Annotated in this window: 29 protein-coding genes; 13 read left to right on the top strand and 16 right to left on the bottom strand. The window is 59.5% G+C overall.

All coding sequences use genetic code 11. The annotated features are described in order from the left end of the window. The first annotated feature begins 129 nt into the window (after positions 1 to 129). Together GMET_RS19205 and GMET_RS15105 are read left to right on the top strand one after the other, a co-directional pair. Positions 130 to 261 (top strand): hypothetical protein, encoded by a 132-nt coding sequence (locus GMET_RS19205; RefSeq protein WP_004514326.1) that lies wholly within the window; start codon positions 130 to 132, stop codon positions 259 to 261. A gap of 23 nt (positions 262 to 284) precedes the next feature. Then, a complete protein-coding gene (locus GMET_RS15105; RefSeq protein ID WP_004514325.1) occupies positions 285 to 884 on the top strand; it encodes a M23 family metallopeptidase in 600 nt (199 codons plus the stop codon). A gap of 30 nt (positions 885 to 914) precedes the next feature. On the opposite strand, the gene GMET_RS15100 is transcribed toward GMET_RS15105, so the two are convergent. Genes GMET_RS15100 through GMET_RS15090 form a run of 3 tightly spaced genes read right to left on the bottom strand, consistent with a single transcriptional unit; the run spans position 915 to position 4,413 of the window. Next, complete coding sequence (locus GMET_RS15100) at positions 915 to 1,778, bottom strand: NAD(P)-dependent oxidoreductase (RefSeq protein WP_004514324.1); 864 nt, start codon at positions 1,776 to 1,778, stop codon at positions 915 to 917. 20 nt (positions 1,779 to 1,798) lie between these two features. Beyond that, positions 1,799 to 3,559 carry an aminodeoxychorismate synthase component I gene (gene pabB, locus GMET_RS15095; RefSeq protein WP_004514323.1) on the bottom strand — a complete coding sequence of 587 codons (1,761 nt, stop codon included), beginning with the start codon at positions 3,557 to 3,559 and terminating at the stop codon, positions 1,799 to 1,801. Next, positions 3,556 to 4,413, bottom strand: a complete 858-nt coding sequence (locus GMET_RS15090) for a TIGR02757 family protein (RefSeq protein WP_004514322.1) — start codon at positions 4,411 to 4,413, stop codon at positions 3,556 to 3,558. Before GMET_RS15090 ends, pabB begins: the two co-directional genes overlap by 4 nt. 156 nt (positions 4,414 to 4,569) lie before the next feature. On the opposite strand from GMET_RS15090, the gene GMET_RS15085 reads away from it, so the two are divergent. Continuing rightward, positions 4,570 to 4,767: a hypothetical protein gene (locus GMET_RS15085; RefSeq protein ID WP_004514321.1), complete on the top strand. Its 198-nt coding sequence runs from the start codon at positions 4,570 to 4,572 to the stop codon at positions 4,765 to 4,767. A 12-nt stretch (positions 4,768 to 4,779) separates the two neighbouring features. Here GMET_RS15085 and dtd read toward each other — a convergent pair whose 3' ends face one another. Genes dtd through GMET_RS15070 form a run of 3 tightly spaced genes read right to left on the bottom strand, consistent with a single transcriptional unit; the run spans position 4,780 to position 6,780 of the window. Next, the gene (dtd, locus tag GMET_RS15080) at positions 4,780 to 5,235 is read right to left on the bottom strand and encodes a D-aminoacyl-tRNA deacylase (protein WP_004514320.1); all 456 of its coding nucleotides are present in this window, start codon (positions 5,233 to 5,235) and stop codon (positions 4,780 to 4,782) included. Next, positions 5,232 to 5,753, bottom strand: coding sequence for an O-acetyl-ADP-ribose deacetylase (locus GMET_RS15075; RefSeq protein WP_004514319.1), 522 nt, complete (start codon positions 5,751 to 5,753; stop codon positions 5,232 to 5,234). The genes dtd and GMET_RS15075 overlap by 4 nt, the downstream gene beginning before the upstream one ends. A gap of 37 nt (positions 5,754 to 5,790) precedes the next feature. After that, positions 5,791 to 6,780 (bottom strand): integron integrase, encoded by a 990-nt coding sequence (locus GMET_RS15070; RefSeq protein WP_238379041.1) that lies wholly within the window; start codon positions 6,778 to 6,780, stop codon positions 5,791 to 5,793. Positions 6,781 to 6,958: 178 nt separating this feature from the next. Between GMET_RS15070 and GMET_RS15065 the strand changes: the two genes are divergently transcribed. The 5 genes from GMET_RS15065 to GMET_RS15040 all read left to right on the top strand — a co-directional run bounded on the left by GMET_RS15065 (position 6,959) and on the right by GMET_RS15040 (position 11,848). Continuing rightward, positions 6,959 to 7,402 (top strand): hypothetical protein, encoded by a 444-nt coding sequence (locus GMET_RS15065; RefSeq protein ID WP_004514317.1) that lies wholly within the window; start codon positions 6,959 to 6,961, stop codon positions 7,400 to 7,402. A gap of 984 nt (positions 7,403 to 8,386) precedes the next feature. Further along, positions 8,387 to 9,640, top strand: coding sequence for an ISL3-like element ISGme6 family transposase (locus tag GMET_RS15055; RefSeq protein ID WP_004514804.1), 1,254 nt, complete (start codon positions 8,387 to 8,389; stop codon positions 9,638 to 9,640). Positions 9,641 to 9,704: 64 nt separating this feature from the next. Continuing rightward, the gene (locus tag GMET_RS15050; protein WP_011366133.1) at positions 9,705 to 10,769 is read left to right on the top strand and encodes a hypothetical protein; all 1,065 of its coding nucleotides are present in this window, start codon (positions 9,705 to 9,707) and stop codon (positions 10,767 to 10,769) included. Positions 10,770 to 10,997: 228 nt separating this feature from the next. After that, positions 10,998 to 11,300: a HigA family addiction module antitoxin gene (locus GMET_RS15045; RefSeq protein ID WP_004514492.1), complete on the top strand. Its 303-nt coding sequence runs from the start codon at positions 10,998 to 11,000 to the stop codon at positions 11,298 to 11,300. Positions 11,301 to 11,398: 98 nt separating this feature from the next. Beyond that, complete coding sequence (locus GMET_RS15040; RefSeq protein WP_004514491.1) at positions 11,399 to 11,848, top strand: hypothetical protein; 450 nt, start codon at positions 11,399 to 11,401, stop codon at positions 11,846 to 11,848. A gap of 62 nt (positions 11,849 to 11,910) precedes the next feature. Here the strand turns inward: GMET_RS15040 and GMET_RS15035 are convergent, their stop codons facing one another. From GMET_RS15035 to dapF, 8 genes are all read right to left on the bottom strand, one after another. Beyond that, positions 11,911 to 12,966, bottom strand: coding sequence for a response regulator (locus tag GMET_RS15035; protein ID WP_238378945.1), 1,056 nt, complete (start codon positions 12,964 to 12,966; stop codon positions 11,911 to 11,913). 16 nt (positions 12,967 to 12,982) lie between these two features. Then, positions 12,983 to 15,394 (bottom strand): response regulator, encoded by a 2,412-nt coding sequence (locus GMET_RS15030; protein ID WP_238378944.1) that lies wholly within the window; start codon positions 15,392 to 15,394, stop codon positions 12,983 to 12,985. An 11-nt stretch (positions 15,395 to 15,405) separates the two neighbouring features. Then, positions 15,406 to 15,807 (bottom strand): hypothetical protein, encoded by a 402-nt coding sequence (locus GMET_RS15025; RefSeq protein WP_004514488.1) that lies wholly within the window; start codon positions 15,805 to 15,807, stop codon positions 15,406 to 15,408. A gap of 14 nt (positions 15,808 to 15,821) precedes the next feature. Next, positions 15,822 to 17,168, bottom strand: coding sequence for a hypothetical protein (locus tag GMET_RS15020; RefSeq protein ID WP_004514487.1), 1,347 nt, complete (start codon positions 17,166 to 17,168; stop codon positions 15,822 to 15,824). A 135-nt stretch (positions 17,169 to 17,303) separates the two neighbouring features. Then, positions 17,304 to 18,119 carry a nitroreductase family protein gene (locus GMET_RS15015; RefSeq protein ID WP_004514486.1) on the bottom strand — a complete coding sequence of 272 codons (816 nt, stop codon included), beginning with the start codon at positions 18,117 to 18,119 and terminating at the stop codon, positions 17,304 to 17,306. A gap of 3 nt (positions 18,120 to 18,122) precedes the next feature. Next, positions 18,123 to 18,980, bottom strand: coding sequence for a deoxyribonuclease IV (locus GMET_RS15010; protein ID WP_004514485.1), 858 nt, complete (start codon positions 18,978 to 18,980; stop codon positions 18,123 to 18,125). A gap of 184 nt (positions 18,981 to 19,164) precedes the next feature. Further along, complete coding sequence (locus tag GMET_RS15005) at positions 19,165 to 19,581, bottom strand: HIT family protein (protein WP_004514484.1); 417 nt, start codon at positions 19,579 to 19,581, stop codon at positions 19,165 to 19,167. A 90-nt stretch (positions 19,582 to 19,671) separates the two neighbouring features. After that, the gene (dapF, locus tag GMET_RS15000; RefSeq protein WP_004514483.1) at positions 19,672 to 20,520 is read right to left on the bottom strand and encodes a diaminopimelate epimerase; all 849 of its coding nucleotides are present in this window, start codon (positions 20,518 to 20,520) and stop codon (positions 19,672 to 19,674) included. Between the two features lie 151 nt (positions 20,521 to 20,671). On the opposite strand from dapF, the gene GMET_RS14995 reads away from it, so the two are divergent. From GMET_RS14995 to larE, 5 genes are all read left to right on the top strand, one after another. Continuing rightward, positions 20,672 to 20,881: a hypothetical protein gene (locus tag GMET_RS14995; protein ID WP_004514482.1), complete on the top strand. Its 210-nt coding sequence runs from the start codon at positions 20,672 to 20,674 to the stop codon at positions 20,879 to 20,881. Between the two features lie 87 nt (positions 20,882 to 20,968). Next, positions 20,969 to 21,370, top strand: a complete 402-nt coding sequence (locus GMET_RS14990) for a cytochrome c (RefSeq protein WP_011366132.1) — start codon at positions 20,969 to 20,971, stop codon at positions 21,368 to 21,370. A 156-nt stretch (positions 21,371 to 21,526) separates the two neighbouring features. After that, positions 21,527 to 21,991, top strand: a complete 465-nt coding sequence (locus GMET_RS14985; RefSeq protein WP_004514480.1) for an RrF2 family transcriptional regulator — start codon at positions 21,527 to 21,529, stop codon at positions 21,989 to 21,991. Positions 21,992 to 22,006: 15 nt separating this feature from the next. Beyond that, positions 22,007 to 22,930 carry a cysteine synthase A gene (gene cysK, locus GMET_RS14980; protein ID WP_004514479.1) on the top strand — a complete coding sequence of 308 codons (924 nt, stop codon included), beginning with the start codon at positions 22,007 to 22,009 and terminating at the stop codon, positions 22,928 to 22,930. A gap of 78 nt (positions 22,931 to 23,008) precedes the next feature. Further along, on the top strand, positions 23,009 to 23,851 hold the full coding sequence (larE, locus tag GMET_RS14975; RefSeq protein WP_004514478.1) for an ATP-dependent sacrificial sulfur transferase LarE: 843 nt from the start codon (positions 23,009 to 23,011) through the stop codon (positions 23,849 to 23,851). A 75-nt stretch (positions 23,852 to 23,926) separates the two neighbouring features. Here the strand turns inward: larE and GMET_RS14970 are convergent, their stop codons facing one another. Both GMET_RS14970 and GMET_RS18645 read right to left on the bottom strand, forming a co-directional pair. Next, positions 23,927 to 24,370, bottom strand: coding sequence for an Hsp20/alpha crystallin family protein (locus tag GMET_RS14970; protein WP_004514477.1), 444 nt, complete (start codon positions 24,368 to 24,370; stop codon positions 23,927 to 23,929). Between the two features lie 134 nt (positions 24,371 to 24,504). Next, positions 24,505 to 24,675: a hypothetical protein gene (locus GMET_RS18645; RefSeq protein ID WP_187148488.1), complete on the bottom strand. Its 171-nt coding sequence runs from the start codon at positions 24,673 to 24,675 to the stop codon at positions 24,505 to 24,507. Positions 24,676 to 24,899: the final 224 nt, after the last annotated feature.

The raw sequence follows: 24,899 nt of genomic DNA, 5'->3' as shown, positions 1-24,899 counted from the left end.
ATGGCAATGGTAGCGACAAAAAACAAGTTAAATTTAGGTTAAATTTGAGGGGAGGGGTTGCCGGGAGGGGGGGATCCGTGGCATATTTGTTGCTTTGAAAAAGGGCAGCTGGTACCCGAAGGTGTGCCCATGTGGATCATCAGAGACTTCATCCGTACCATCAGCGAAGGAGCGGCAGACGGCGATGGGCCCATTCTGGCGGCCATGTTCTGCCTGTTCGTCCTCTCCCTCGTTCTTATCGCGTACGGCCTCGCCAAGTAGCCGGACCTGTTGGTGAAAACCCCATGAAACTAATAATCTCCGCAATCCTTTTCCTTCTCCTCCTTCCCGCCTTTGCCGCCGCCTCCCGTCAGCTCCCCGTGGACGGCGGCACTGTCACCTCCGGCATTGGCTGGCGCCTCGACCCCTTCGGCAGCGGCCGGATGACCTATCACCAGGGGGTCGACATCGCCGTCCCCGAGGGGACCCCGGTCTACCCCACCCAGCGGGGGACCGTCACCTTCGCCGGTCCCTACAAGGGGTACGGCAACCTGGTGGCCGTGGATCACGGCAACGGCTACGTGACCCTGTACGGCCACAACTCGACGATTCGCGTCACCCCGGGGCAGGCGGTGGATACGAAAACCGTCCTCGCCCTGGCGGGGAGCACGGGGCGCTCCACCGGCCCCCACGTCCACTACGAGGTGCGGCAGATCCCCGGTTATGACAAGAAGGCGCGGGAGCGGCTGGAGGAGCAGCTGAAGGCCCTGGTGGCCGAGAAGGTCAATGGCTGGGTCGAGGAGTATGTTGCCAAGGGTGAGGGTGACGAAGGGGGGAACCCGGAGGAACCCCGGCAGCACCCCCTGGCCGGACTGGCCCTGCCTGGGGGCGAGGAACTGCCGTAAGCTCTGCTGGAACTCCCTGGGGGAGGGCTTTCACCGCTCGATGGTTTTGAAGATGGCGGAGAAATCCTCGTCGCCGAAGCCGGCGGCCCTGGCCCCCTTGAACAGCTCGTTGGCCGCCGCGGAGGCCACGAGGGGCTGACCCACCCGGTCACCCAGGGCAACCGCCAGCCGCAGATCCTTCTGCATATGCTTCAGGGGGAAGGCCGGCGCGAAGTTCCGGTCGCGGATGAGCCCCCCCTTCAGGGCGAACATGGGATTCGCCATGGCGCCGGCGCCGATCACGTCGAGGATGGCGTCGGTGGCGAGCCCCGCCTTCTCCCCCAACGCCAGTCCCTCGCAGAAGCAGGCCATCATCCCACCCATGACCATGTTCACCACCAGCTTCATCTCGGCGCCCTTTCCCACGTCACCAAGGTGGATGATCTTCTTCCCCATCTTCTCGAAGCCGGGCATTGCCTCGTCGTAGAGGTTCCGGTCCCCGGCTGCCAGGATGATGAGGGTGCCGTCCTCGGCCGGCTTTTTGCTCCCCGACACGGGCGCCTCCAGGAACCGTCCCCCCTTGGCCACCACGGCCACGCCGATCCGCTGGGATGTGGCCGGGTCCACGGTGGACATGTCCACGTAGCCACGCCCTTCGCCGATCCCCTCCAGCACCCCGTGCTTGCCGAAGCAAACCTCCTCCGCCGCAGCTGGGTCCGCCAGCATGGCAAAGGTCACGGGGCATGACTCCACCACTTCGCAGGGGGTTGCGGCCCGTTCCGCCCCCAAGGCCGCCAGTTCCTCCGCCTTCTCCGGGGAACGGTTCCAGATCGTCACCGAACAGCCCGCTTTCACAAGGTTCTTAGCCATGGCGCTTCCCATGATGCCGAGGCCGATGAAACCGAATTTCTGCATGGATTACCTCCGTTTCCTTTTCAAGTCAGCCGCGCCCAGCGCCACTGCCGAACCGAGTTGACGAGGTAGATGTCCTCGGCCCCTTCCAGTTCCTCCCGGGTGATGACCCGCTCCCGCACCTGGCCCAGGGCCAGGATTTCCTCCCGGAAGGTGCCGGGAAGAAGCCCGCAGGGAAGGGGAGGGGTCACGAGGGTGCCGCCGATCCGGGCCACCACGTTGGCGGTGGTCGCCTCGGTCACCTCTCCCCGCTCGTTGACGAAGATGACATCGTCGCAATCGGGATGCCTCTCCCGCTCCCGCATGTAGAGGGGGCGATGGGTCGTCTTGTGGTAGAGGAACGGGTCTGCGGACTCGACGGCCTCCGAGGCGAAGCAGGTAATCATCGTCTCAACGCCTTCCGTCGGCGGGAGCGGCTCGGTCTCGATGGTGAAGGCCCCCCGGCGGTTCAGGAGGAGCCGCACCTTGTGCTTTCCTTCAAGGCTACCGGTGCGGTGGGCGAGGACCATGGTGATGGTGCCGAGGCGCACGGTGAAGCCGAAGTAGGCGGCGGAGCGGAAAAGCCGCGCCAGGTGCCGGTCGAGAAGGAAGCACCCCTTGTCCTCCTCGTGGAGCATGGTCTCCACGAGCTGGAAGTCGGGCATGCGCTCCCGGGCAAAGCGGGCCTTGGCGAGGCACTCCTGGTACTCGTCCTCTGCCTGGGAGCCGATGGTGACGCCGCTTCCGATTCCCAGTTCACCCCTTCCCGTCTCAGTGTCGACGACCACGGTGCGGATGGCTACGCTGAAGGTCATCTCCCCGCCGGGGGATACGTGGCCGATGCAGCCGGTGTAGACCCCCCGGGGGGAGTCCTCCAGCTCACGGATGATCTCCATGCTCCGCTTCTTGGGGGCGCCGGTCACGGAGCCGCAGGGGAAGAGGGCCCGAAAGAGCTCCGGCAGGTCTACCCCCTCCCGCTGCCGGGCCGTGATGGTGGAGGTCATCTGGTGGACCGTCTCCAGGGTCTCCACCGCAAAAAGCCCGTCCACCTGCACTGAGCCGGTCTTCGCCACCATCCCCAGGTCGTTGCGCAGAAGATCGGTGATCATCAGGTTCTCGGCCCGCTCCTTCTCGCTCTCGGCCAGGCGCGCCTTGATCTGCTCGTCCTCGCTCCGCCAGCGGCCCCGCGTAGCGGTCCCCTTCATGGGACGGCAGGTGAGGACGCCGTGGCGCAGTTCGAAAAAGAGTTCGGGGGATGCCGACAGAATCTGGAAGCGTCCCGTGTCCAGATGGGCACAGAACGGGGCATTCTGGGCCCGGCAGAGGTCGCCGAAATAGGCAGCGGGATTCCCCGTGAAGGCGAAACGCTGGCTGAAGGTGAAGTTCACCTGGTAGGTGTCGCCGGCGGCGATGTATTCCTTGGTCCGCTCGACGGCCCCCTGGTAGGCCTCGGGCGAGAGGGTGGTCTCCCAGCCGGAGGTTCCGCAGGCCACCCCGCATTCCGCGGCGCTGGGGAGGCGTGGGGCAATGCCGAGGCGGTTCTCGAACACGCCGAACCAGACAAGGGGGAGGGGGCCGGGGGAGTGCGTGGCGAGGCCGGTGCCGAGCCCCGCCGCCGCTTCGTAGGAGACGAACCCCGCCGCGTGGAGCCCCTGGGCAGCCGCCTCCTCAACCCTCTTCAGGGCAGGGATGACCTCCTCGGGGGTGCGGGCCGTGATCTCCTCCACGAATCCGTCGAAGCGGAACGAGGCCGGATGGTGCTCCGGCGCCAGGGATAACAGGGTGACCGTCGGCGTCCCGCTCATGGCGCACCCGCCCCACAGAGCTCCACCACCGGGCATTGGCGGCAGAGGGGCTGCACCGTGCCGTCGCACCCCTCCGAGATTCCCAGGTGGCAGAGGGGAAAATCGTACTTCACCGGGTCGGCCGGGTCCAACTGCCGGAGCGCCGCCGTGATCTCCCGGGCCATGCGCCAGTCGGCCTGCTTGCGCTTCGTGAACCCCAGGCTGCGGCAGATCCGCCGGATGTGGGCATCCACGGGAATAACCAGCTGGCCCGGTGAAACCCCCTTCCAGACCCCCAGATCAATGCCGTCGGCGGGGCGGACCATCCAGCGCAGGTACATGCAGAGACGCTTGCAGGCGCTCCCCGAGGCGGGGGAGGGGAAGAAGAAGGGGAAGTAGGAATCGGCAGGGATGGCATCGCTGCCGAAGACGGGGGCGTAGTCGAAGGCGAGGATGGCGGCGCTGAATTCCGTGAGGGAGGAGGTAATGTCCTCGGCATGGGGGTCGTGGCACCCCAGGAAGAAGTCGCCGATGGTGTCCGCTTCCTCGATCATGGTCCGGGCCGCCAGGAGCAGCGCGCAGAGGTCGCGGCCGTCGTTGAAGCGGTGCTTGAACCCGGCGAAGAGCCGCAGACCTTCTTCCAGCTCGAAACGCTCCACGAACCGCCGGGGCGACGGCCCCAGGGCGGCGAAGACCGTCTCCAGGTTCCGGAGGATGATCTTCACGTTGCCGTAGGCGAGGCACGACGCCACGAGCCCCGCGATCTCCCGGTCCTCGGGGGCCACAAAGCGGTGGCAGAACGAGAGGGGGTCGTTTGCCAGGTGCCGGGTCGAGCGGGCGGCGTAGAGATTGTCGAGAACTGTTTTGAAGTCCAACGGATACTCCCGGTCAAGAGAGAATACAGAAAGCGGCTATGGTACACCACGGCGGAGGGAAGCGCAAAACGTAAAAAGGGAGGGACATGCTTCGGTGAAAATGTCCTTCTTGCGCTCATATCTATGCTGGCATATTCTTATGGCAGGAGGTCTGTCATGAAAACATCACCTAAGCACAATTTCCATCTTCCTTTTCCGGCGGTGGAAGAGTGGGTGAGGCCGCAGCGGGTCAATGCTGTTAACGAAGAACTGGTTTCTTATGCCCAAGCCCATGCTGGCACCGCTGCCGACCTGGACGAAGCCCTGGAGGGGGCGGCGAGCGAGCACCTTCGCGGATCGAGGAAGGGACCATGATCGCCGTGGGGATTATCCCCCGGTAGCCTTCGGACTCTCCAGGATAAATGTCACCGGCCCGTCGTTCACCAGATGCACCTTCATGTCCGCCTGGAAGATCCCCGTGGCCGTGGGGATGCCGGTTTCCCGCATGAAATCAACGAAACGGCCATAGAGCCGCTTCCCCTCGTCGGGTGGTGCCGCCGTGTCGAAGGATGGGCGCCGCCCCTTGGCGCAGTTCCCCGCCAGGGTAAACTGGGACACGGCGAGGATCCCGCCGGTCACCTCCCGCACCGACAGGTTCATCTTCCCCGCCTCGTCCTCGAAAATCCGCAGCCCCGCGACCTTTTCCGCCAGCCATGCCGCGTCCCGCTCCGCGTCCCCCTTCTCCACCCCGAGAAGGACCAGAATTCCCCGCTCGATGGCTCCCACAACCTCGCCGTCCACCACCACCCTGGCCTCGCTTACCCGCTGGATAACCGCCTTCATGCGCCGAACACCTTCGCCAGGGCAGCCCGGTAGGCGGCCTCCGCCTCGGCACCGAAGGGGGTGAAGATCACCCGCGCTAGCTCCGGATAGCGCTCCAGCGCTGTCTTCGTCTCCTCCACGGCAATGGCGCACGCCTCAGTCAGGGGATAGCCGTAGACCCCGCAGCTGATGGCCGGAAAGGCGATAGAGGTGAGACCGGCCCCGTGGGCCACCTCGAAACAGCGGCGGTAGCAACTCCTCAGAAGCTCTTGCTCACCCTTAGCCCCCCCGTGCCACACCGGCCCCACCGTGTGGATCACGTGCTTCGCCGGGAGGCGATACCCCTTCGTTATCTTGGCGTCGCCGGTGGCGCAGCCGTTCAGGGTCCGGCACTCCGCCAGCAGCTCCGGCCCCGCGGCCCGGTGGATGGCGCCGTCAACCCCGCCCCCCCCAAGGAGCGAATTGTTGGCCGCGTTCACAATGGTGTCCACCGCCAGCTTCGTGATATCCCCCGGTATGATCTCGATCTTTTCCCTCATGGCGTTACCTCCGTGGCAATGACGTTACCGGACAATTCTACAGCCGATCAAGGGGACTTTCCACCCCTTTGCCGCCACGGTTCAGCACATGGGTGTAGATCATCGTCGTCTGCACATCCTTGTGGCCCAGAAGTTCCTGCACCGTGCGGATATCGTAGCCCGACTGGAGCAGGTGCGTCGCGAAGGAGTGCCGTAGCGTGTGGGGAGTGGCTGGCTTGGCAAGCTCCGCGTCCCGCACTGCCTGACGGATGGCCCGCTGGATTCCCTTCTCGTCAGCGTGGTGCCGACGGGTTACCCCCGTGCGCGGGTCCGTCGAAAGCTGCTTTGCCGGGAACACATACTGCCATCCCCATTCCCGACCCGCGTTCGGGTACTTCTTCCCGAGGGCATGGGGGAGGTGGACCTCGCCGAAGCCGGCCCTCAAATCCGCCCCGTGAAGAGCCTCCACCCGCCCCAGGTGCTCCCGCAGCGGGGCCGCAACCGCTTGGGGGAGCATGGTGATCCGATCCTTTGCACCCTTACCTTCCCGGACGATGATCTCGCTCCGCTCGAAATCCACATCCTTCACCCGCAGCCGCACCGTCTCCATCAGGCGCATGCCGGTACCGTACATCAGTCGCCCCATCAGCGCATGGGTTCCGGTCAGGCGGGAGAGGAGAGCCTGCACCTCGCTTACCGTCAGCACCACCGGCAGCCGTTGGGGCTTCTTCGCCTGTTCCACATCGTCCAGCCAGGGGAGTTCAATGTCGAGTACCTCGCGGTAGAGAAAAAGAATCGCGGCCCGGGCTTGGCTCTGGGTCGAGGCCGAGACATTGTGCTTCACCGCCAGATGGGAGAGAAACGCCTCCACCTCTTCCTTCCCCATCTCGGCGGGATGGCGTTTGCCATGGAAGAGAATGTAGCGCTTCGCCCATTCGGTGTAAGTCTGCTCCGTGCGGAGGCTGTAATGTTTGAGGCGGATTCTGGTGCGGAGGATATCCAGGAGGCGGGGTTTTTCGGGTTCGACAGCAGAGGCGTTTTTGCCCATGTTGATGGGGTGCATTTCAGAATCCCTTTACGAGTAGAATTCATTAATTAGCTTGACTCAAGACTGCCTTATACACCATACTGGCGCAAAATTCCACGCCTTTTAGGGCGTCCAATCAACGTTGGGGGGCTTGGTGACTCAAACACAATGAAATGGGCGAATGTAGGGTCGTTGCACAATGGGACTTTTGAAAAAAATAGCCATATTTCTTCCCCTTTGGTTGGTGCTAGCTGGTGTGTTTGCCGTTTTCATTGCCTTTACTTGGAGTAATTGGCCGCAATATTACCAATTAAGCCAAGCTCCAGTGGCTACCAAAGCCACCATCGTTGGCATAGACAATACGACACCCAAAAAGCTGGAAATATATTCCTACACCGTTGGCAACCAACTCTACCGCAGGACATGGCGAGTCTGCGGTGGAGCGGTCGGCGATGTTATCACCATCTACTACGATGCGCGCAACCCAGCACTCTCCTTCCCTACGCATCCGGACGAACTTCTGAAAAAGGAGTACAAGGGCCTTCTTATAAGTGGCTTTTGGTTCTCCACGTTCATTTCGATAATCCTTACTGGCCTAATCGGAGAATGGCTCAGTAAGGGCAAAACCAGTACCTTTTGCTAGAGGACGGCTGCCCAACTGACACTTCCAGGGGACCGTCGCTATCGCGCCGGCCCCTGAAGCGAGACGTTAGCCCGATAGAGTTTAAATATGGCCCACAGTTATCAAGTCTTCATATCGTTCAAGAATTCTGATGAGCAAGGACTACCAACGCGTGACAGCCAGCTTGCGGATCTTCTCTACCGGGAGTTTACAAGTCGCGGCTTGGATGTGTTCTACAGCAACCTTTCCCTTCCTCGCCTTGGAGAGTCTGAGTACAAGAAGTGCATAGACGATGCATTGGATTCAAGTACCGTACTCATTGCTGTGGGGACATCACGCGAGAATCTTGAGTCTAAATGGGTACGTTACGAGTGGGATAGCTTTTACAACGATGTCTTGAGTGGCGTAAAGCCGCAAGGGAGGCTTTTCGTCTACTACGAAAAGATGAGCACAAAGGAGTTACCTCGAACGCTCCGACAGAATCAAGCATTCCCACACGGGTTAGACCATCTGAATGAGCTCTCTGAGTACATAATGCGTGCTCTTCCTGCTTCTCCTGTTCCGAAATTTCAGGATTTAGCGATCTGCACCAACTGTGGCCACCAATTTGATCAGCGGGATCCTCCGCATTGCTCCTACCATCCGGAACCGGCTCTTCACGTCAAAAGCCTGGGTGCCCGAGATGACTACAGGGAAGTCTATAGATTCCCCTGCTGTGACAGTTTCGCGTTCGCGGCAATTGACTGGGCTAGGGGTGGCACAGACGTTCCGCCTTCCAGATTTCCAGGTTGTAAACAAGGACGCTGTATTGCTGGCTAACATTTACTTCCAGGGGACCGTCGCTATCGCTCCGGCCCCTGAAGCCTGACGTTATGCTTATTATTAAGAATATAGCCTCGTCCGCAGAATCTGTGGGTAGTTGGCTGAAAAAATAAGGGCATTGCCCCTCCGTGAAGGATAAGATTGTTTTTGCGAGAAACGATCAAGTCCGACACGGGAGAAGCAATGCTTATCAAGACTGTACTGAACAAGTTCGAGCGTTTCAAGTCCTTCATTTACGGAGATTGCCGACTGGCGAAAGTCGGCGGCTCAGAAGCACTGGTCATTGACATCAAGGCTCGTCGCAACAGCAAGCCCGAATGCCCGGAATGTGGCAAGCGAGGCAAGACATACGACACGCAACCGGCCCGACTGTTCGAGTATGTGCCGATCTGGGCGTTCAAGGTCTTCTTTCGCTACGCTCCCCGTCGGGTTCTGTGCCCAATCCATGGGGTAAAGGTTGAATCCCTCCCCTGGGGGTATGGCAAAGAGCAAATGACGATCTCGTACCAGGTCTATCTTGCCCGGTGGGCTCGGCGACTCTCCTGGAAGGAAGTTGCCGAAATCTTTAAGACCAGTTGGGACAGCATCTTTCGGGCGGTGCAGTATGCTGTCGATTACGGCCTGGCAAACAGAAACCTTGATGGCGTTACGGAAATCGGTGTTGATGAAATTGCCGTCTTCAAGGGCCATCAGTATCTTACGATGGTCTATCAGCTCAATGCCGGCGTCAGGCGTCTTCTCTGGTGTGGTCCGCAACGTCGGATAAGAACGCTACTGCGCTTCTTTCGGGAATTCGGCAAAGAACGCAGCGCCAAGCTCAAGTATGTCTGCAGCGACATGTGGGCACCGTATCTCAAGGTTATCGCCAAGCGGGCACCCAATGCCGTGAACATCCTCGACCGCTTCCACATCATGCGGAAGTTTAACGAAGCGATTGACGAGGTTCGGCGCACCGAAGCCAAGGAGTTCAAGGCCGCCAAGCAGGAGAACGTCCTGGAAAAGGGCCGTTGGTTGCTGCTGAAACGGCCGGAAAATCTGTCCGAGAAGCAGACGTCACGATTGGGAGATTTGCTCAAGCTCAACCTCTCATCAATCAAGGCATATCTGCTGCGCGAGGACTTTCAGCAGTTCTGGGACTACCAGCGGTCTGACTTTGCTGGCAAGTTCCTCGACGACTGGGTCATCAGGACAATGCAAACTGACCTGGAACCGATGAAGAAGGTTGCCAGGATGTTACGCAACCACAAACCGATGATTCTCAACTGGTTCAAGGCAAAAGGCCGACTTTCCAGCGGCGCGGTAGAGGGTCTGAACCTCAAAGCAAAACTGACTATCAGAAAAGCGTACGGTTTCCGAACCATCAAGTGCCTGCAAGTGGCGCTATATCACACACTTGGCGACTTGCCAGAACCCCTGTGTCACCACAGATTCTGCTAAAGAGCCAGAATATATATCGGTCATATTTTTTTAGGTTCAATATTTTCAAAAATTAAGAGAGGGTATGAAAATGAAAAAAATCTTGAATATTAGTAACACGTTCACATGGATTCTCATAAGTATATTGGTATTAATAGGGCTTTCAGCATGCTGCCCACCATTTTGTATAAACCAAAATGGGGATACAAAAAACCCCTATGTTTTTGCTTACGTTGACACGAGCTGGAATCTTCGCTTCCGCTGGTCAGATGATGGAACGACCTGGTCTGCGGCAGCAGGAACACCTCAAAATGTAGACTTTGCGCCGGGCATTGATACAGATGATGTGGGCATCTACCTGGCAATCTTTAAAGCAAGTGGGTCATATCCTGTAAGAGTATTAAGAGGCTTATACAACTCGTGGGACAACACACCTAGAACAGTGGGTGACGGTCATCCAAATGAGATCCATTCGGGAACATCGATTGTCCATATCGAGGGAGAGAAATGGTTGGTAGCGTATAATCATTACAATCAAGCAAAGGTCGTTATATATGACAATTCATATCCTCAGGACTTTAAAGCTGAGGTGACTCCTGTGAGCGGTGTAGCTGCGAATAACAATCTCATTGATAAGCCTGCCCTCGTGAACCGAAATGGCAAAATCATAGTCTCTTGGCTGATGAATAACCAACTTCAGATGGTAACGGGTGATATTCAAGGGGGAAATCCCGTGTGGCAACCAGGGTACTTGTTCAGTGCTAACGTACCCGAACAGGGATTTGGACCGCCTATAGGTGCGCACGCCCTCGCTCGCGACCGACAGCGCTTTTATGTCGCGGTGGTTCGCCAACGGGACCCACTACCCGGTGAACAAATTAGTCATTACTTTCTTTTCATTTATACTTCCGACAACGGACTCAACTGGGCTAGGCTAACTTACCGGGAAACAAGAAATCCCCAATCCATGAGCATTGCCGCCCGCGGGACAAATGACATCATCGTCATACTCAGCAGTCCGATCGTGACCGGCCCGGCGAATTCATATCGCTTCGACGGATCGAATTGGACCGTACTCGACAACAGCATGGTCTTTGGTAGCTACCCAATTAACGCAGGCCATGATTTCACGCTTTACTTGCGGTACTAGCCGTACGCGAGTCTGGTACGATCATAAATCAGTGAATTATTAAGTAAAAGGCGATGGGCAATAGGGTCAACACGTAACAAAAGACAGCATAAACAGCACGTTGACAGGGCATAAGTGCATAACCAGGTAATACACCGGACGCTCGTTCCTTGCGCCGGTGATTATTTCGTTGGCGGGACGGTAACGCCTTTGAAGTGGAGATTGTGGACTACCATTAGGGAGTGAGTCATGAGCAAAAGAGATTTTCCGCCCATTCATCCCGGCGAAATCCTGAGAGAAGAGTTTCTTGTTCCGTTGGGCATCAGTCAGTATCGGCTCGCCAAGGAAATTCATGTGCCTGCGCGGCGTATAAATGAAATCGTTCTGGAAAAGCGCGGCATCTCGGCAGACACCGCGCTTCGCCTTGGCCGGTATTTCGGAACTACCGCCCAATTCTGGATCAACTTGCAGGCACACTACGACCTTGAAGTGGCGCGTGACGCCGAAGACACATTGGAGCAGGAAATTAAGCCTTTCAACAAGGCCGCCTGAGTCCAACTGTAACTTCCAGTGCACCGTCGCTATCGCTCCAACCCCTGAAGCCTGACGCGGGTTGCCGTGCTCTTTCTGGAACAGTTCCCTTTCCCGCCATGAACCGTTTGCTTCTCATTCTCCGCTACCTGTGGGCCTCTCCCGCAAGCGTTCTGGGGCTTCTCCTGGCGGCTGTCGCGATATGTCTGGGGGCCACCTGCCGCGTGGCCGACGGGGTGGTCGAGGTGGCCGGCGGCAAGCTCTTTCGCCTCTTTCCCCTGCTCCCCCGCATCTTCCACTTCGAGGCCATTACCTTCGGCCATGTGGTGATCGGGCTCGATCACTCCCTCCTGGCGCAGCTGCGCACCCACGAGCATGTCCATGTCCGCCAGTACGAGCGGTGGGGCATCCTCCTCATTCCCCTCTACCTCGGCTCCAGTGCCGTTCAAAAACTGCTGGGGCGCAATCCGTACCTGCACAACCGCTTCGAGCTCGAAGCATTCGCGAAGGCCGCTGCTCCCCCTGCCGGGGTGCATGCGAGTGCCGAGAAGACCGACGCAAACGCCTGACGGCCCTGCGACTGCCTCAGCGCCAGGTCTCCCGTTGCCGACCAGCCTCTACCGGTGCCCCATCAGCCCAATTCGCAGCTTATCGCAAAGAATTCATCCTCGGATTCGATGAACGCTGCAACCACATCCGGGTCGAACTGGGTGCCTGATCCTTCCAGAATCATTGCACGGACTTCCTCATGGGGTAGTGACAACCGATAGCATCGATTGGAACGGAGTGCGTCGTAAACGTCCGCGACGGCGGTGATGCGGGCATGGAGCGGGATTTCCCTCCCCTTGATCCCGTCGGGGTAACCGGTGCCATCCCACCATTCGTGATGTGACTGCGCTATGGCAATGCCGGTACGGAGAAACTCGTTCTGCGGATATTTTGCCAGGGCCGTGGCAAGGGTTTGCGCTCCGATTACCGTATGGGTCTGCATGATCTTGAATTCTTCCGCTGTCAGTTTGTCGGGCTTAAGCAGCACGCGGTCGACTATGGCCACCTTTCCTATGTCATGGAGCGGGCTTGCAAAGGTTATGTTGTTGATGAATTCCGGGGTGACTTCTCCCCGGTACGGTCCCTTTTCCGCCAGTCGCTGCGCAAGCAGGCGGCAGTAAATCTGAACCCGTTCGACGTGCTTGCCGGTGTTGTCATCGCGGGACTCGGCAAGTTTCGCCAGGGCGAAAATGGTCGCCATCTGGGAGGCGATAATCTCTTTCGCATACGCCTCAACTTGGCTCTCAAGGTTGCGGTTATGGGATTCCACTTCCATCTGCAGACGACGAAGGTTGAGATGGGTTTCCACCCGCGCATGGACCTCTTCGAGCTGGAACGGCTTGGTTATGTAATCCACCCCCCCCAGGCTGAACGCCTTGACCTTATCCGCCGGCTCGTTCAGGCCGCTGAGAAAGATTACCGGAGTGGAGCATAAACGGCTGTCCGCCTTCAGGCTCGCGCAAAACTGGAAGCCATCCATTCCCGGCATGGTGATGTCGAGCAGCACCAGGTCGGGGGGATTTTTCTTCGCCGCTTTCAGGGCGATATCCGCCCGTGGAAACAACAGCACGCGGTAATTCTTTTCCTGCAGCATCGTTTCAAGAAGCCGGAGATTGGCAGGAGTGTCGTCCACTATCATGATATTGGGCGGCTGCTCAAGCGCTGGCATATCTGGCGTCCCCCCCTGCAAGCAGTGTGGTCAGTTCGTCGTAGGAATAAGAATCGACAAGGCGGCGTAACGCTTCGGCCGGTATCGGTTCGGACTCGCCTATCTGCTCGATGAGCCCCCGAAGTGAAGCAATGTCTCCCGCCTCAAGCGCATCACGCATGGCCCCCAGGAGAACGTCCGGCAGCGTGGTCAGCCTGTCAACCCAGGGGGGAAGGATCTCCGCGGCCGCATCCCCGGAGGACCTGCTGTCATCGTACAGATAGGCCACGTTGGTGAGACGCCGGATTTCCTCGAAGAGGCACTCCATGGAAACCGGCTTCATGATGAAACCGTCAAATCCAAGATCGAGGGCCTTCTGATGTTCATCCATCATGACGCTGGCGGTAACGGCGATTACGGGGGTAACGCCCCCCTCTGAGGTTGCCTTTATCTGCCGCAGGGCCTCATAGCCGTCCATATCCGGCATCAGGATATCCATCAGAACGATATCGGGAAGCCAGGCGCGAAACTGGGCGACGCCGTCAATGCCGCCGTCCGCCTCGCGAACCGCAAAGCCGGCCCTGGTGAGCATGTGCGACAAAAGGCTCCGGTTGTTCTCCTGGTCATCGACGACCAGGACGCGCCATTCTTTTTCGTCCGGGATAATCCGCCAGAAGAACCGCTCATCGACTGCCGGCTGCTTGAATTCCGCCAGGTCCAGCGCCTTTGCCCTGAAGACAAAACGGAATGCCGAGCCGATGCCGGGCTCGCCGCGCACAAGAAACAGGTCTCCTCCCATCAGTCGGGCGAACTGGCGGCTGATTGGCATGCCGAGTCCCGTTCCTCCTATCCTGCGTCGGCCGCTTTCGGTCTGCTCGAACAGGGCAAAGACTTGGTCTGCCTCCTCGGCAGAGATTCCGATTCCCGAGTCTTCGACATCGACGGTTATGGCCGTTTCGCCGTACGTGTCACGTTCTTTGTCCGGGCTGTCGGTCGAGGAGGAAACCGTGACGGCAATCGTCCCCTCGTCGGTGAATTTGAGCGCGTTGCCGATCATGTTGATGAGGACCTGGCGCACTTTCATCTCATCCGCATCCAGCACCACGGGTACCTCGCCCTGCAACCGGACGTCGAACCGCAGCTTCTTCTGCCTGGCCCGGTCGGCGAACAGGGATTCCACGTCGTGCAGCAGATTGTGAAAATTGAAGGGAACCGGCGTGAGGTTGACCGTGCCGGACTCGATTTTCGACATTTCGAGAATGTCGTTGATCAGCTTGAGGAGATGCTCTCCGCTGTTGTTGATGACATTGAGGTATTGTCCCTGTTGTGGCGCAAGATTGCCTTCTCGCTTCAGCAGTTGCGCATAGCCGATGATAGCGTTCATGGGAGTCCGGATTTCATGGCTCATGCTGGCGAGAAATATGCTTTTGGCCCTGCTGGCCGCCTCGGCAGCCTCCTTGGCGGCAAGGAGCTCGGTTTCCAGGGTCATCTGTTTCGACAGGTCGACAAAGCTTTTCAGCATATACCGGCGACCGTTTATGGCCACGTAGTTGACCGATTCAAGGACGGGAAGGCGTTCGCCATTGCACAGGCTCAACATCCCCTTGGATATGTCGATTGCCTTCCCCTCGTCATGCTCCGGATCTGTCCGCACATTGTCCCCATGGAAGAGACGCTCACTCGGATACCCTATCAATTCCTCCTTTGTTCCCCCGTGCAGGCGAAGCGCAGTCGGATTGACATCCACGATGCTGTTGTTATCGCAATCGATGAGCACAATGCCGGCGTTGATCGACTCGAACATTACCCGCATTCGCTCTTCGCTCTCCCGCAAGACCAGCTCGAACCGGGTAACATGCCGAATAAGCATGACAATCAGGGCAAGTGTGACGAGTGCTCCCAGTGCCAGGGCCGTGAACACCATGATCTTTCTGGACTGGGTGGAATTGATGTTCTCCAGGATCATTTGTCGATTTGTTTCGTCGCATTGTGCGGCAAGCGCCGACAGGTCCGCATCGATCCCATTGATGGTATCCCGCAGCGGCAGTACCTTCCCGAAGGAGCGGTCTTTCCTCAGGTGCGCGAGCAGGGCGTTTGTCCTGGCCGCCAGGGAACTGAAATCACTGCTGCGGTCCCCGGTGGTGATGGACTTGAGTTCAACGGTTGTATGTTCGAGGTTGTGGACGGCATCCTCGGAGACTCTGCCGGTATCGATCGCATCAACGACGCCGTTGACGAACAGTCTGTATCTCTGGTAGGCCGACGACGAGGCGGCAAGGAGCCGATGGGTGTCGGCAAGCCTGTCGGAGACGGTGATGTCGCTGACGGTCTGATAGATGAGCAGCATCGTCAGGGGGAGGAAGACGATGATGATTTCTGAGAATATGCCCGCACGGAGTGATTTGACGTCGTTTCTCATATCGTTGCCCATCAATAGGACCTGATAACCTTGAGCCCTTTGGGGAGGACTCTCACATAGCCAACCGCTCCGGGTGTTTTCCTCACGAATTCAATGGTTTCAGTATCACCAGCCTTCACAGGCGGTTGGCGGGTACCGTCCCTGAACGACTTTCGTATCCAGAGGGCGGTATAGCGCGAATGGCTCATCCGCAATACCTTGGCCAGGAACTCTTCGTGGGCGGCGGCATTGTCTACTGGAACCAGTTTTGTGTCTCCGCTGAACTGCTTGCCGCCGAGAAACACATCGAATATTTCATCGGAGTCAAGGGACGTGCCGCTATTGCTCACGACGAAGATCTCGGCCCGCGCCGATCCGGCCAGACTTGCGGCCAGCAGGGCGACGGTGAATAAAACCAGGCATCGTGCCATCATGCTGAGCTCTCTCTTTAAAAATGGATGGCGAGCTGGGAACTTATCTCGAAATAGTCATCATGCTCACGGTTCAGGATGCGCGTGTGGTCTCCCTCCACCTTCAGCGCCGTCTTCGGACTCAGGTCGAAGCGAACCCCTGCAAGACCACGCCGGTAAGAGGAACCTTCCTTCAGCCTGCTGAAATAATTGTCCTTCTGGTCAAGGGAAGCGAACTCGAACCGGGCGTAGGGGGTAAAGCTGCCAATGAGCCGGCCCGCCTGCAGGAAGCCGGCGGCACTGGAATGGTACCCGCTGCCGCCGGACCGGTCACGGTTGAGAAACTGGTAGAACTCTCCGATGATCTCCCAGTCATTGGTGGTGTATATCCCGTAACCGCCAAGAATATTCAGCTCGGAGCGGCTCAGGCGCTGATCGGCCGCATCATAACCGTCCACATCGGTGCGGAGTCCATGGGCGCCAAGCCTCAGGCCGTCGAGCGCGCCCGAAAAGTCGTAACTGACATTGAATCCCAGAGCCAGATTATGGTTGTCATCGGTGAACGAATTCGGTTCAAGCCTTCCGTCTCCCCCAGTGGCTAGGTCTTTTATTTTCGGGCCATTCGCCACATACAGGTCATAATTCATCTTCCCGTCGCCCAACCGCACCGACCCGGAACCCCACAGCCCTGTCATGTGCACCGGGAGCACGCCGTCATCTTCCTCGAAATCAAGGAATTTAGGGCGCAGAATTGTCGTCTGGATCTGTTTGCCGTGGTGAAACGCGGTATTCCAGTAGCCCAGGGGGGTGTGATATCGGCCGCCCCAGAGCGTGAGATAATCGTTGAAGGAGTATCCGATTTGAAGCCTTTCCAGCTCTGCCATGGTCTCGCCTTCGTTATTCACCTCGAAAATCAGCTCCGCAAGGCCCTTGACCCGGGGTCCCAATTGGGGAGTCAGATAGAAGTCCAGCGCTCCGACGGAAAAACCCTTCCTCTTCGCGTTATCGCCCTGGTGCCTCCCGCTGTAGGTGAGGCCGACATCGGCAAAGCCGTGGAGCCACGTGACATCCTCGAACATCGACAAATCGCTTCCACTGGCCGCCGGGGCATTCGCCACGGCCTCCACCGGCGGCGAAGAAGCACCTGCCGCTGCAACCGGTTCAAGGCTTTCCTGGGGGGGCTTCTTCTCCAGTTCCCGGATTCGTTCCACAAGTTTCTCGATTATTTTTGCATGCTCTTCCAGGCGTTTTTCCAGTTCGCTGATCCGCTCCGCGTCGGAGGGAGCAGCGCTCCCTCCCCACACCTGGAAAGGAAACGAAAAAAATACGATGGCAGCTGCAAGTAACGGAAGGCGAATTCGCCCTCTGAACAGGTTCCAACCCATCCTGACCCCCGGTTTTTGATCATTTAGCTGTAGTGCGTGGTTCAACTTGTCTATTCATTAGTTTCGGCCGGAAACGAGGAATACTTGAGAAAAAATAGATGCCGGTAACGGCCTTGGAACTGCCGGGAGAACTCCTCAGCGCCAGGTGACGTCGAGGCGGTTGCGTTTGGGGGGGCGGCGGTAGGTGGTCGCGGGGTAGCCGAGAAGCAGGGCGCATTCGGGATAGTACCCATCGGAGAGGTTCAGGGCAAGCCGCAGCGGTTCCCACACCTCGGCGGCCATCTGAAAGTAGCCTCCCCAGCAGGTGCCGATGCCGTGAGCCGGCGCTACGATTTCCAGATGGGCGGCGGCTATGGTGGCGTCGAAGGGGGCCAGCGAATGCTGCCGGGGGGTGCAGGGGATGACCAGGTGGGGGGCATTGCGGCAGATGGGATCGCTGCCATTGTTCCAGGAGCGGATCATCGCTGCCAGGGTCGTGCGGTTCGGACAGGAGGGGTCCGCCAATCGGGAGCGGAACCAGTCGATGACGAGTCCGGTGAGCCGGCGCACTTCAGCGGTGTCGTGGATGACCAGCCACCTGACGGCTTGCCTGTTGCTGCTGGTGGGGGCGTAGCGGACCACGTCCAGAAGGCTTTCGATGGTCTTACGGGGCACCGCCTCGGTCCGGAAACGCCGGATGGAGCGCCGCATCCTCAGGTAGGCATCCAGAATCTCAGGGGGGAGCGGGGCTTCGGGTGGTGGAGGCACAGTCGGGTCAAGGCGGGGATCGTTCACCGTCAGGGCGGCGGTGGGGCAGACCGCCTCGCAGTGGCCGCAGATGATGCAGCGCGCTTCCCCAGTGGCAGTGAAACGCGGCACCCCCTTCGGCAGCTCGATAATCCGCGCGGGACAGGTGGCAACGCAGGCGCCGCAGCGGGTGCAGAGGGAGCCGGTAACGATCAGGTCGGGCATCGCTCAGTTCTTTCCTGCCATCAGTCCCCGGAGCGTCTTCAGGTTCATGACGTCGAACTCGTCGTTGTCTCCCTTGGGGGTTTCGAGAATTTTGGGGACCTTGGCGAATCGCGGGTCATTGACCAGGGTGCGGAACCCTTCGAGCCCCATGGCCCCCTGGCCGATGTGCTCGTGGCGGTCGACCCGGCAGTTGAGCCCCTTCTTGGAGTCGTTGATGTGGAAGCACTGGAGCCTGTCGATGCCGATGATCCGGTCGAAGTCGGCGAAGACCTGCTTGTACCCTTCCGGCGTAGTGATGTCGTAGCCGGCGGCGAAGGTGTGGCAGGTGTCGTAGCAGACGGCGAAGCGGTCGGGGTGCGCGGAGCCGTCGATGATGGCCCGCAGGTGCTCGAAGGTGTACCCCAGGTTCGTCCCTTGGCCGGCGGTGGTCTCCAGGAGGATCTTCCCGGTGAACTCGGGGACCGCGGGGATGAGCGCGTCGAAGGCCTCGCAGATGCGCTTGATGCCGGTCTCCTCGCCGTCTCCCACATGGGCGCCCGGGTGCATGACGATCTTGTCGATGCCGAGGCGGGCGCAACGCTCCATCTCCTCCCGGAAGGAGAGGAGGCTCTTGTCACGGGTCTCCCCCTCCGGGGCCGCCAGGTTGATGAGGTAGATGTCGTGGCAGATGATCTCGTGGAGCCCCGATTCCGCCCACTTCTCCCGGAAGAGGGCCACGTCGGAGTCACTGGGGATTTTCCCCCGCCACTGGTTGGAGTTCTGGGTGAAGATCTGGATGACGCCGCACCCCACCTTCACCCCCCGGTCGGGGGCGTTGTGGAGACCGCCGGCGATGGACATGTGGGCGCCGAAGTAATCCATGAGTAACCTTCCTTTCGGATAAAACCGTCGTAAATAACACGGAGAGACGGAGGGCACGGAGGAAAAGCTGAGAAAAAACTGGTTTCTTGGACAAACATGCAGGACCGGTTGTGAATCACGTCAGTCTGTCCTGCATGTGTATTTACTGGTCTAGGATTTTCTCCGCGTTCTCCGTCTCTCCGTGTTATTCAATGAGCTGCTTTCTGATCTGCTCGATCCGCCCGGCATACTCTGCATCGGCGAGAATCACCTCCCCGTGGGGCTCGCTCCAGATGGGGCGGGGCCAGAGGGGGTCGGTCCCGAAGCGGGGGACCAGGTGCCAGTGCATGTGGGGAACCATGTTGCCGAGGAGCTCGTAGTTCATTTTAGCGGGGCGGAAGATGGTATAAAGGGCCGCGGCCACGGCGGTTACCTCATCCATGATCCCCTGCCGGATGTCGCGGTCCAGGTGGAAGAGCTCGGTGACGTGCTCCTTGGTGAAGACGAAGGTGTAGCCGGGGAAGAACTGGTCGCGGTTCAGCATGACGAGTGTGTGCTCCAGCTCGGCGATACGCAGGGGCGGTTCGTCGTGCCATTTCGTGCACATGGGGCAGGTGGACATGGATACCTCCAAGGACGAAGGGCCAAAGGCGCCCGGGGAGTGAACCCCGATCGGCCTTTGGCCCTTATTCTGTGGTCGTGTCAGCCGGAATTACAGCTTTGCCAGGTCGATCTCGCCGGAGAAGACCTCCGTGGCCGGGCCGGTCATGTAGAGGAAGCCGTCGTCGGCCCATTCCAGTTCCAGGTCGCCGCCCGAGAGGTGGTTGAGGATCTTCTTCTCGGTGAGGCAGTTGAGGGCTCCGGCCACGCAGACGGCGCTGGCGCCGGTGCCGCAGGCCAGGGTTTCGCCGGCGCCCCGCTCCCAGGTCCGCTGGCGCACCTCGGTGCGGGATATGATCTGGACGAACTCCACGTTGGTGCGGCGGGGGAAGAGCTCGTGGTTCTCGATGAGGGGGCCGTACTTTTCCACCTGGAAGCTCTCCACGTCGTCCACGAAGATGACGCAGTGGGGGTTCCCCATGGAGACGCAGGTGATGTTGAAGGTGGTGTGGAGGATGTTGAGGGGCTGGCTGACGATCTGCCCGTCGGCGGGCTCGCCCGCCATGGGGATCTCGGCCCGCTTCAGTCGGGGAACGCCCATGTTGACCCGCACCTTCTCGATCTTGCCGTCGGCACCGGGCACCAGCTGCAGCGTCAGGATGCCGGCGCCGGTCTCGGCGGTGATCTCCTTCTTGGAGACGATGCCATGGTCGTAGGCGTACTTGGCCACGCAGCGGATGCCGTTGCCGCACATCTCCGACTCGGAGCCGTCGGAGTTGAACATCCGCATCCGGACGTCGGCCTTGTCGGAGGGCATGATGAGGATGAGGCCGTCGGAGCCGATGCCGAAGTTGCGGTTGGAAACCTTTATGGCAACCTGCTCCGGGTTGTCGACCCGCTCCTCGAAGCAGTTCACGTAGACGTAGTCGTTGCCGGCGCCGTGCATCTTGGTAAATTTCATGGAAGTTCCCCTCGTTATTGAAGAAAGTGAATCGAATCCCGGTAGAAATACCAGAAACGCCCGTTGCCAACAAGGAAAAATCTCCCCTCCTTGACCGCGTCGCTGATTCTTGAGTATGATGCGTATAAATATTTATTGGAGGCATGTTCCCATGGAACTCAAAAACAAGATCTGGATGACCGGTAACCTGGACTGGTTCGCCTACGTGGGCGAAGAAGAGATGTACCTGGGGAGGCGCGAGGTTCCGTCTCCCCTCGAGGAGGGCGACGCCTGGGTCAATTCGATCGGCGACAGCTTCAAGGTGGAAGACGGCGAGATCAAGTATCTCGGCAGGGTGGAGCCTCCTCAGACGTTCTGGTGAGATGCGGGCGCGGCGGGGCCGTTGCGGATGGCCGGCCCCGTGGTATCCTTGTTGGGTACGATTCCGCTGAAGAGGTGCCGTCATGGGGTGAACCGCATCACATCCGCAGGTCTGGCAGTGGCGGTGGTGCTGTCGACGGGTTCGGCGTCTGCCCGCGCCGAAACGGTCGACCATTACGGCGCCATGGTCGACCGGCGCGCAAGCTTCGAAGAGTGCGTCGCCTGCCACGACGGAACTATCGCAAAGGATGTCGCCTACTGCCGCGAGAACTGTTCGATCAGAACCCCCCACCCAATCATGCGCCGCTACCCCCCACCGGGGCGAGAAGCTGCATACCGTCCGGTCGAGTTCCTTCGGGAGGCGGGAATCGAGTTGGCGGACGGGATGGTCGTCTGCATTTCCTGTCACAACCTCGGCAATCCACCCCCCTTTCATCTGGCCGTAGATCCTGCCACCGGCAGCCTGTGTTTGTCCTGCCATATCCAGTAATACCTAAGAGCCTCGCCTTTCACGTTCTGCCGTTCCGGAAGAGTTTATCGTGAATTCCCATGTTGTTTCCGTGGAAACTTTTGTGCTGATTGTTTATATTCTTGACGCTGCAGGTAAAGGAACGTATAGTGACGTAAAACGCTTAAGGAGGATCGTGTGAAGCTCTCGACGAAAAGCCGCTACGGTCTGCGGGCAATCTTTGATATAGCCTATAACTCCGGAAATCTTCCGTCTCAGGTTCAGGATATCTCCCGGCGCCAGGGAATCTCTCCCCGGTATCTGGAGCAGATCTTCCAAGGGCTCAAGCGGGCCGGCATCCTCAAGAGCAAGCGGGGCCCCCAGGGGGGGTACTGTCTCGCCAAGAAACCCGAGGAGATCACGGTGGCCGATGTTCTGCTCGCGACGGAGAGGGACATGAACCTCGTGGAGTGTACCAACAAGCGGAAGAAAAAAGTCGAGTGCGGCTTCGACGGCACGTGCGTCACCCAGGAACTCTGGTGCGAGGCAAGCAGCAGGCTTGTGGAGTATTTTTCGGCCATCACGGTGAAGGATCTGTGCGATCGGGGCCAGTCCATGGGGATCAAGCGGGAGCAGGACCACCGTTTTATGTATTTCATCTGAGAAAAGGAGACGGAGATGCCGGTATTTGACAGCGACAAGGTAATCGAGCAGATCGGCAACACGCCGCTGCAGCGTCTGGCGAAGCTTGAGGCGCCCGGTTCCGCGGCCGTGTATGGCAAGGCGGAGTTCTTTAACCCGGGTGGCAGCGTGAAGGACCGCATCTGCCTGGCGATGATCGAGGCGGCCGAGAAAGACGGTTCCCTCAAGCCGGGGATGACCGTGGTGGAGCCCACCAGCGGCAATACCGGGATCGGCCTCTCCATGATCTGCGCCATCAAGGGATACAAGCTCGTTCTCACCATGCCCGACACCATGACCGTGGAGCGGCGCAGGCTCCTGGCCGCCTACGGGGCCGAACTCGTCCTGACCCCCGGGGCCCAGGGGATGCGCGGGGCCGTCCAGAAGGCCGAGGAACTGGCCGCCCAGCCGGGGCACATCATGATGCAGCAGTTCAAGAACGGGGCGAACCCCGAGGCGCACCGCAGGACCACCGGCCCCGAGATCGTCAGGGCCCTCAGCGGCCAGAGCATCGACGCCTTCGTGGCCGGGGTCGGAACCGGCGGCACCATCACCGGCGTCGGCGAGGTGCTGAAGGAACACAACGCCGCTGTGCGAATCGTGGCGGTGGAGCCCGATGCCTCTCCCATTCTCTCCGGCGGGCAGCCCGGTCCCCACAAGATTCAGGGGATCGGTGCCGGCTTCGTCCCCGACGTGCTCAACACGAAGGTCTACGATGAGGTGATCCGGGTGACCAACGAGGACGCCTACGAAACCGTTCGGCGCCTGGCCCAGGAAGAAGGGGTCCTCGTGGGGATATCCTCCGGCGCCAACGTCTTTGCCGCCCTCCAGGTGGCGAAAAGGCTCGGCCCCGGCAAGAACGTGGTGACGATCCTCTGCGATACCGGGGAGCGGTACCTTTCGACGGGCGTGTTCGACTAGCTGTCAGCGTCGAAACTGCACGGATAATGACCAGAGAAGCCCGTTCCCCGAACGGGCTTCTCGTTTAAGGGACCACCGATGAACGACATTCACGATAAATATGAAAAACTCAAGGCCATCCTCAGGGAGATGGGTTCGGTGCTGGTTGCCTTTTCCGGCGGGGTGGACTCCACGTTCCTCCTGCGGGTGGCCCATGATGTCCTGGGCGATAGGGCCGTGGCCCTGACCGCCACCTCTCCCACCTATCCCGAGTCCGAGTTCCGGGAGGCGGTGGCCCTGGCCCTGGAGATAGGTGTCCGGCAGGTGGTGGTGGAGTCAAACGAACTGGAGATCCCCGGTTTTGCCGGGAATCCCCGCAACCGCTGCTACCACTGCAAGAAGGAGCTGTTCCAGCTGGCAGGCGCACGGGCCGCGGGGTTGGGGCTTTCCTGGGCGGCCGACGGGAGCAACGTGGATGACCTCTCCGATTTCCGTCCCGGCCGGCAGGCGATCCAGGAGCTCGGCGTCCGGAGCCCGCTCCTGGAGGCGGGGCTCGGCAAGGAGGATATCCGGCAACTCTCGCGGGAACTGGGGCTTCCCACGTGGAACAAGCAGGCTTTTGCCTGCCTGTCGAGCCGCTTCCCCTACGGGACCGAAATCACGCCGGAGCGGCTCCGGCAGGTGGGGGAGTGCGAGGAGTTCCTGAAGGGGGAGGGGTTTTTCACGTACCGGGTCCGCTACCATGGCGATACGGCCCGCATCGAGCTGGGCGAAGCGGAGATTGCGCGCTTTCTGGAACCGGCGATGCGCCGGAAGGTGGCGGCCTTCTTCAAGGGGGCGGGGTTTACCTACGTGGCGCTGGATCTGGAGGGGTATAGGACAGGCAGCATGAATCTGGGGACCGGGGACCAGGGACCAGGGACCGGGAAAACCGGGGATTAGGGACCGGGAAAACCGGGGATTAGGGACCGGGAAAATCTTTTGCTTCTTGCTGGTCCCCGATCCCTGGTCCCGGCTTTATTTCACTTCCACGTTGATCTGCTTCGGCTTGGTTTCCTCGCGCCGGGGAAGGGTTATAGTCAGGATTCCCTTGTCGCAGACCGCCTTGACGGTATCGCGGTCGATGGTGGTGGGGAGCGAGAAGCTCCGCATGAAGGAGCCGTAGTACCGCTCAACCCGATGGTAGTTCTCCTTCTTCACTTCCTGGTCGTGCTTGCGCTCGCCCCGGATGGTGAGGGTGTTGTCCTCGATTTTTACCTCGATGTCCTTCTGGTCGATGCCGGGGAGTTCGGCCTTGATGACGACGCCGTTTTCATCCTCGAAGATGTCCACCGGCGGCTGCCATACCCCTTCGCGGAGTTCTTCGCCGCTCTCCCTGCTCCACGCCATGTCCAGAAGCCGGTTCATCTGCTCCTGCAGATTCCTGAGGTCCCCAAACGGGGTGTACTTGACGATTGCCATGGTTCATGCACCTCCTGGTGGTTGTGTTACCCATAACATAATCACTCATCCGCCACAGTCAAGGGGGGAGGACGCCCGTTTGCGTTCCTCCCCCCTCATTTCCGCATCAGTGCTGCTATTTCATTGTCAGGCTGTCAGACCCGCTTCCCCTTGGGCACGCTGTGCTTGAGCTTCTTGGAACCGTCGTAGAGATTCCCCTTCTGCACCCCCCGCCGTTCCTTCAGGTCCCTCTTGTCGTAGTCGGTGGAAAGGTTGATTTCAGCGTCTTCAGCCAGCTTTTCGATCGTTTCGTTTTCTTTTTCCATCATACCGCACACCTCGTGTCGTTGATGGGCACGCCGTGGGGCGCGCCGGTTGGTCCACAATGAGAAATCCCTCTGGGCACCTCCTTTCTTCTGTGTGACTCCATGATACCATGGCATCCAGGAGATGCAATTGACGGAAAATTAAAATTTTGTCAGCATTATTAATGAGTTACGGGGTGATGGCATTGTCATTCCGCAGGGCCTTATGCCTTGATGGACGGCGC

Source organism: Geobacter metallireducens GS-15 (assembly GCF_000012925.1).
GTDB classification, from domain to species: domain Bacteria; phylum Desulfobacterota; class Desulfuromonadia; order Geobacterales; family Geobacteraceae; genus Geobacter; species Geobacter metallireducens.
This window is presented reverse-complemented; position numbering and strand designations above follow the sequence as displayed.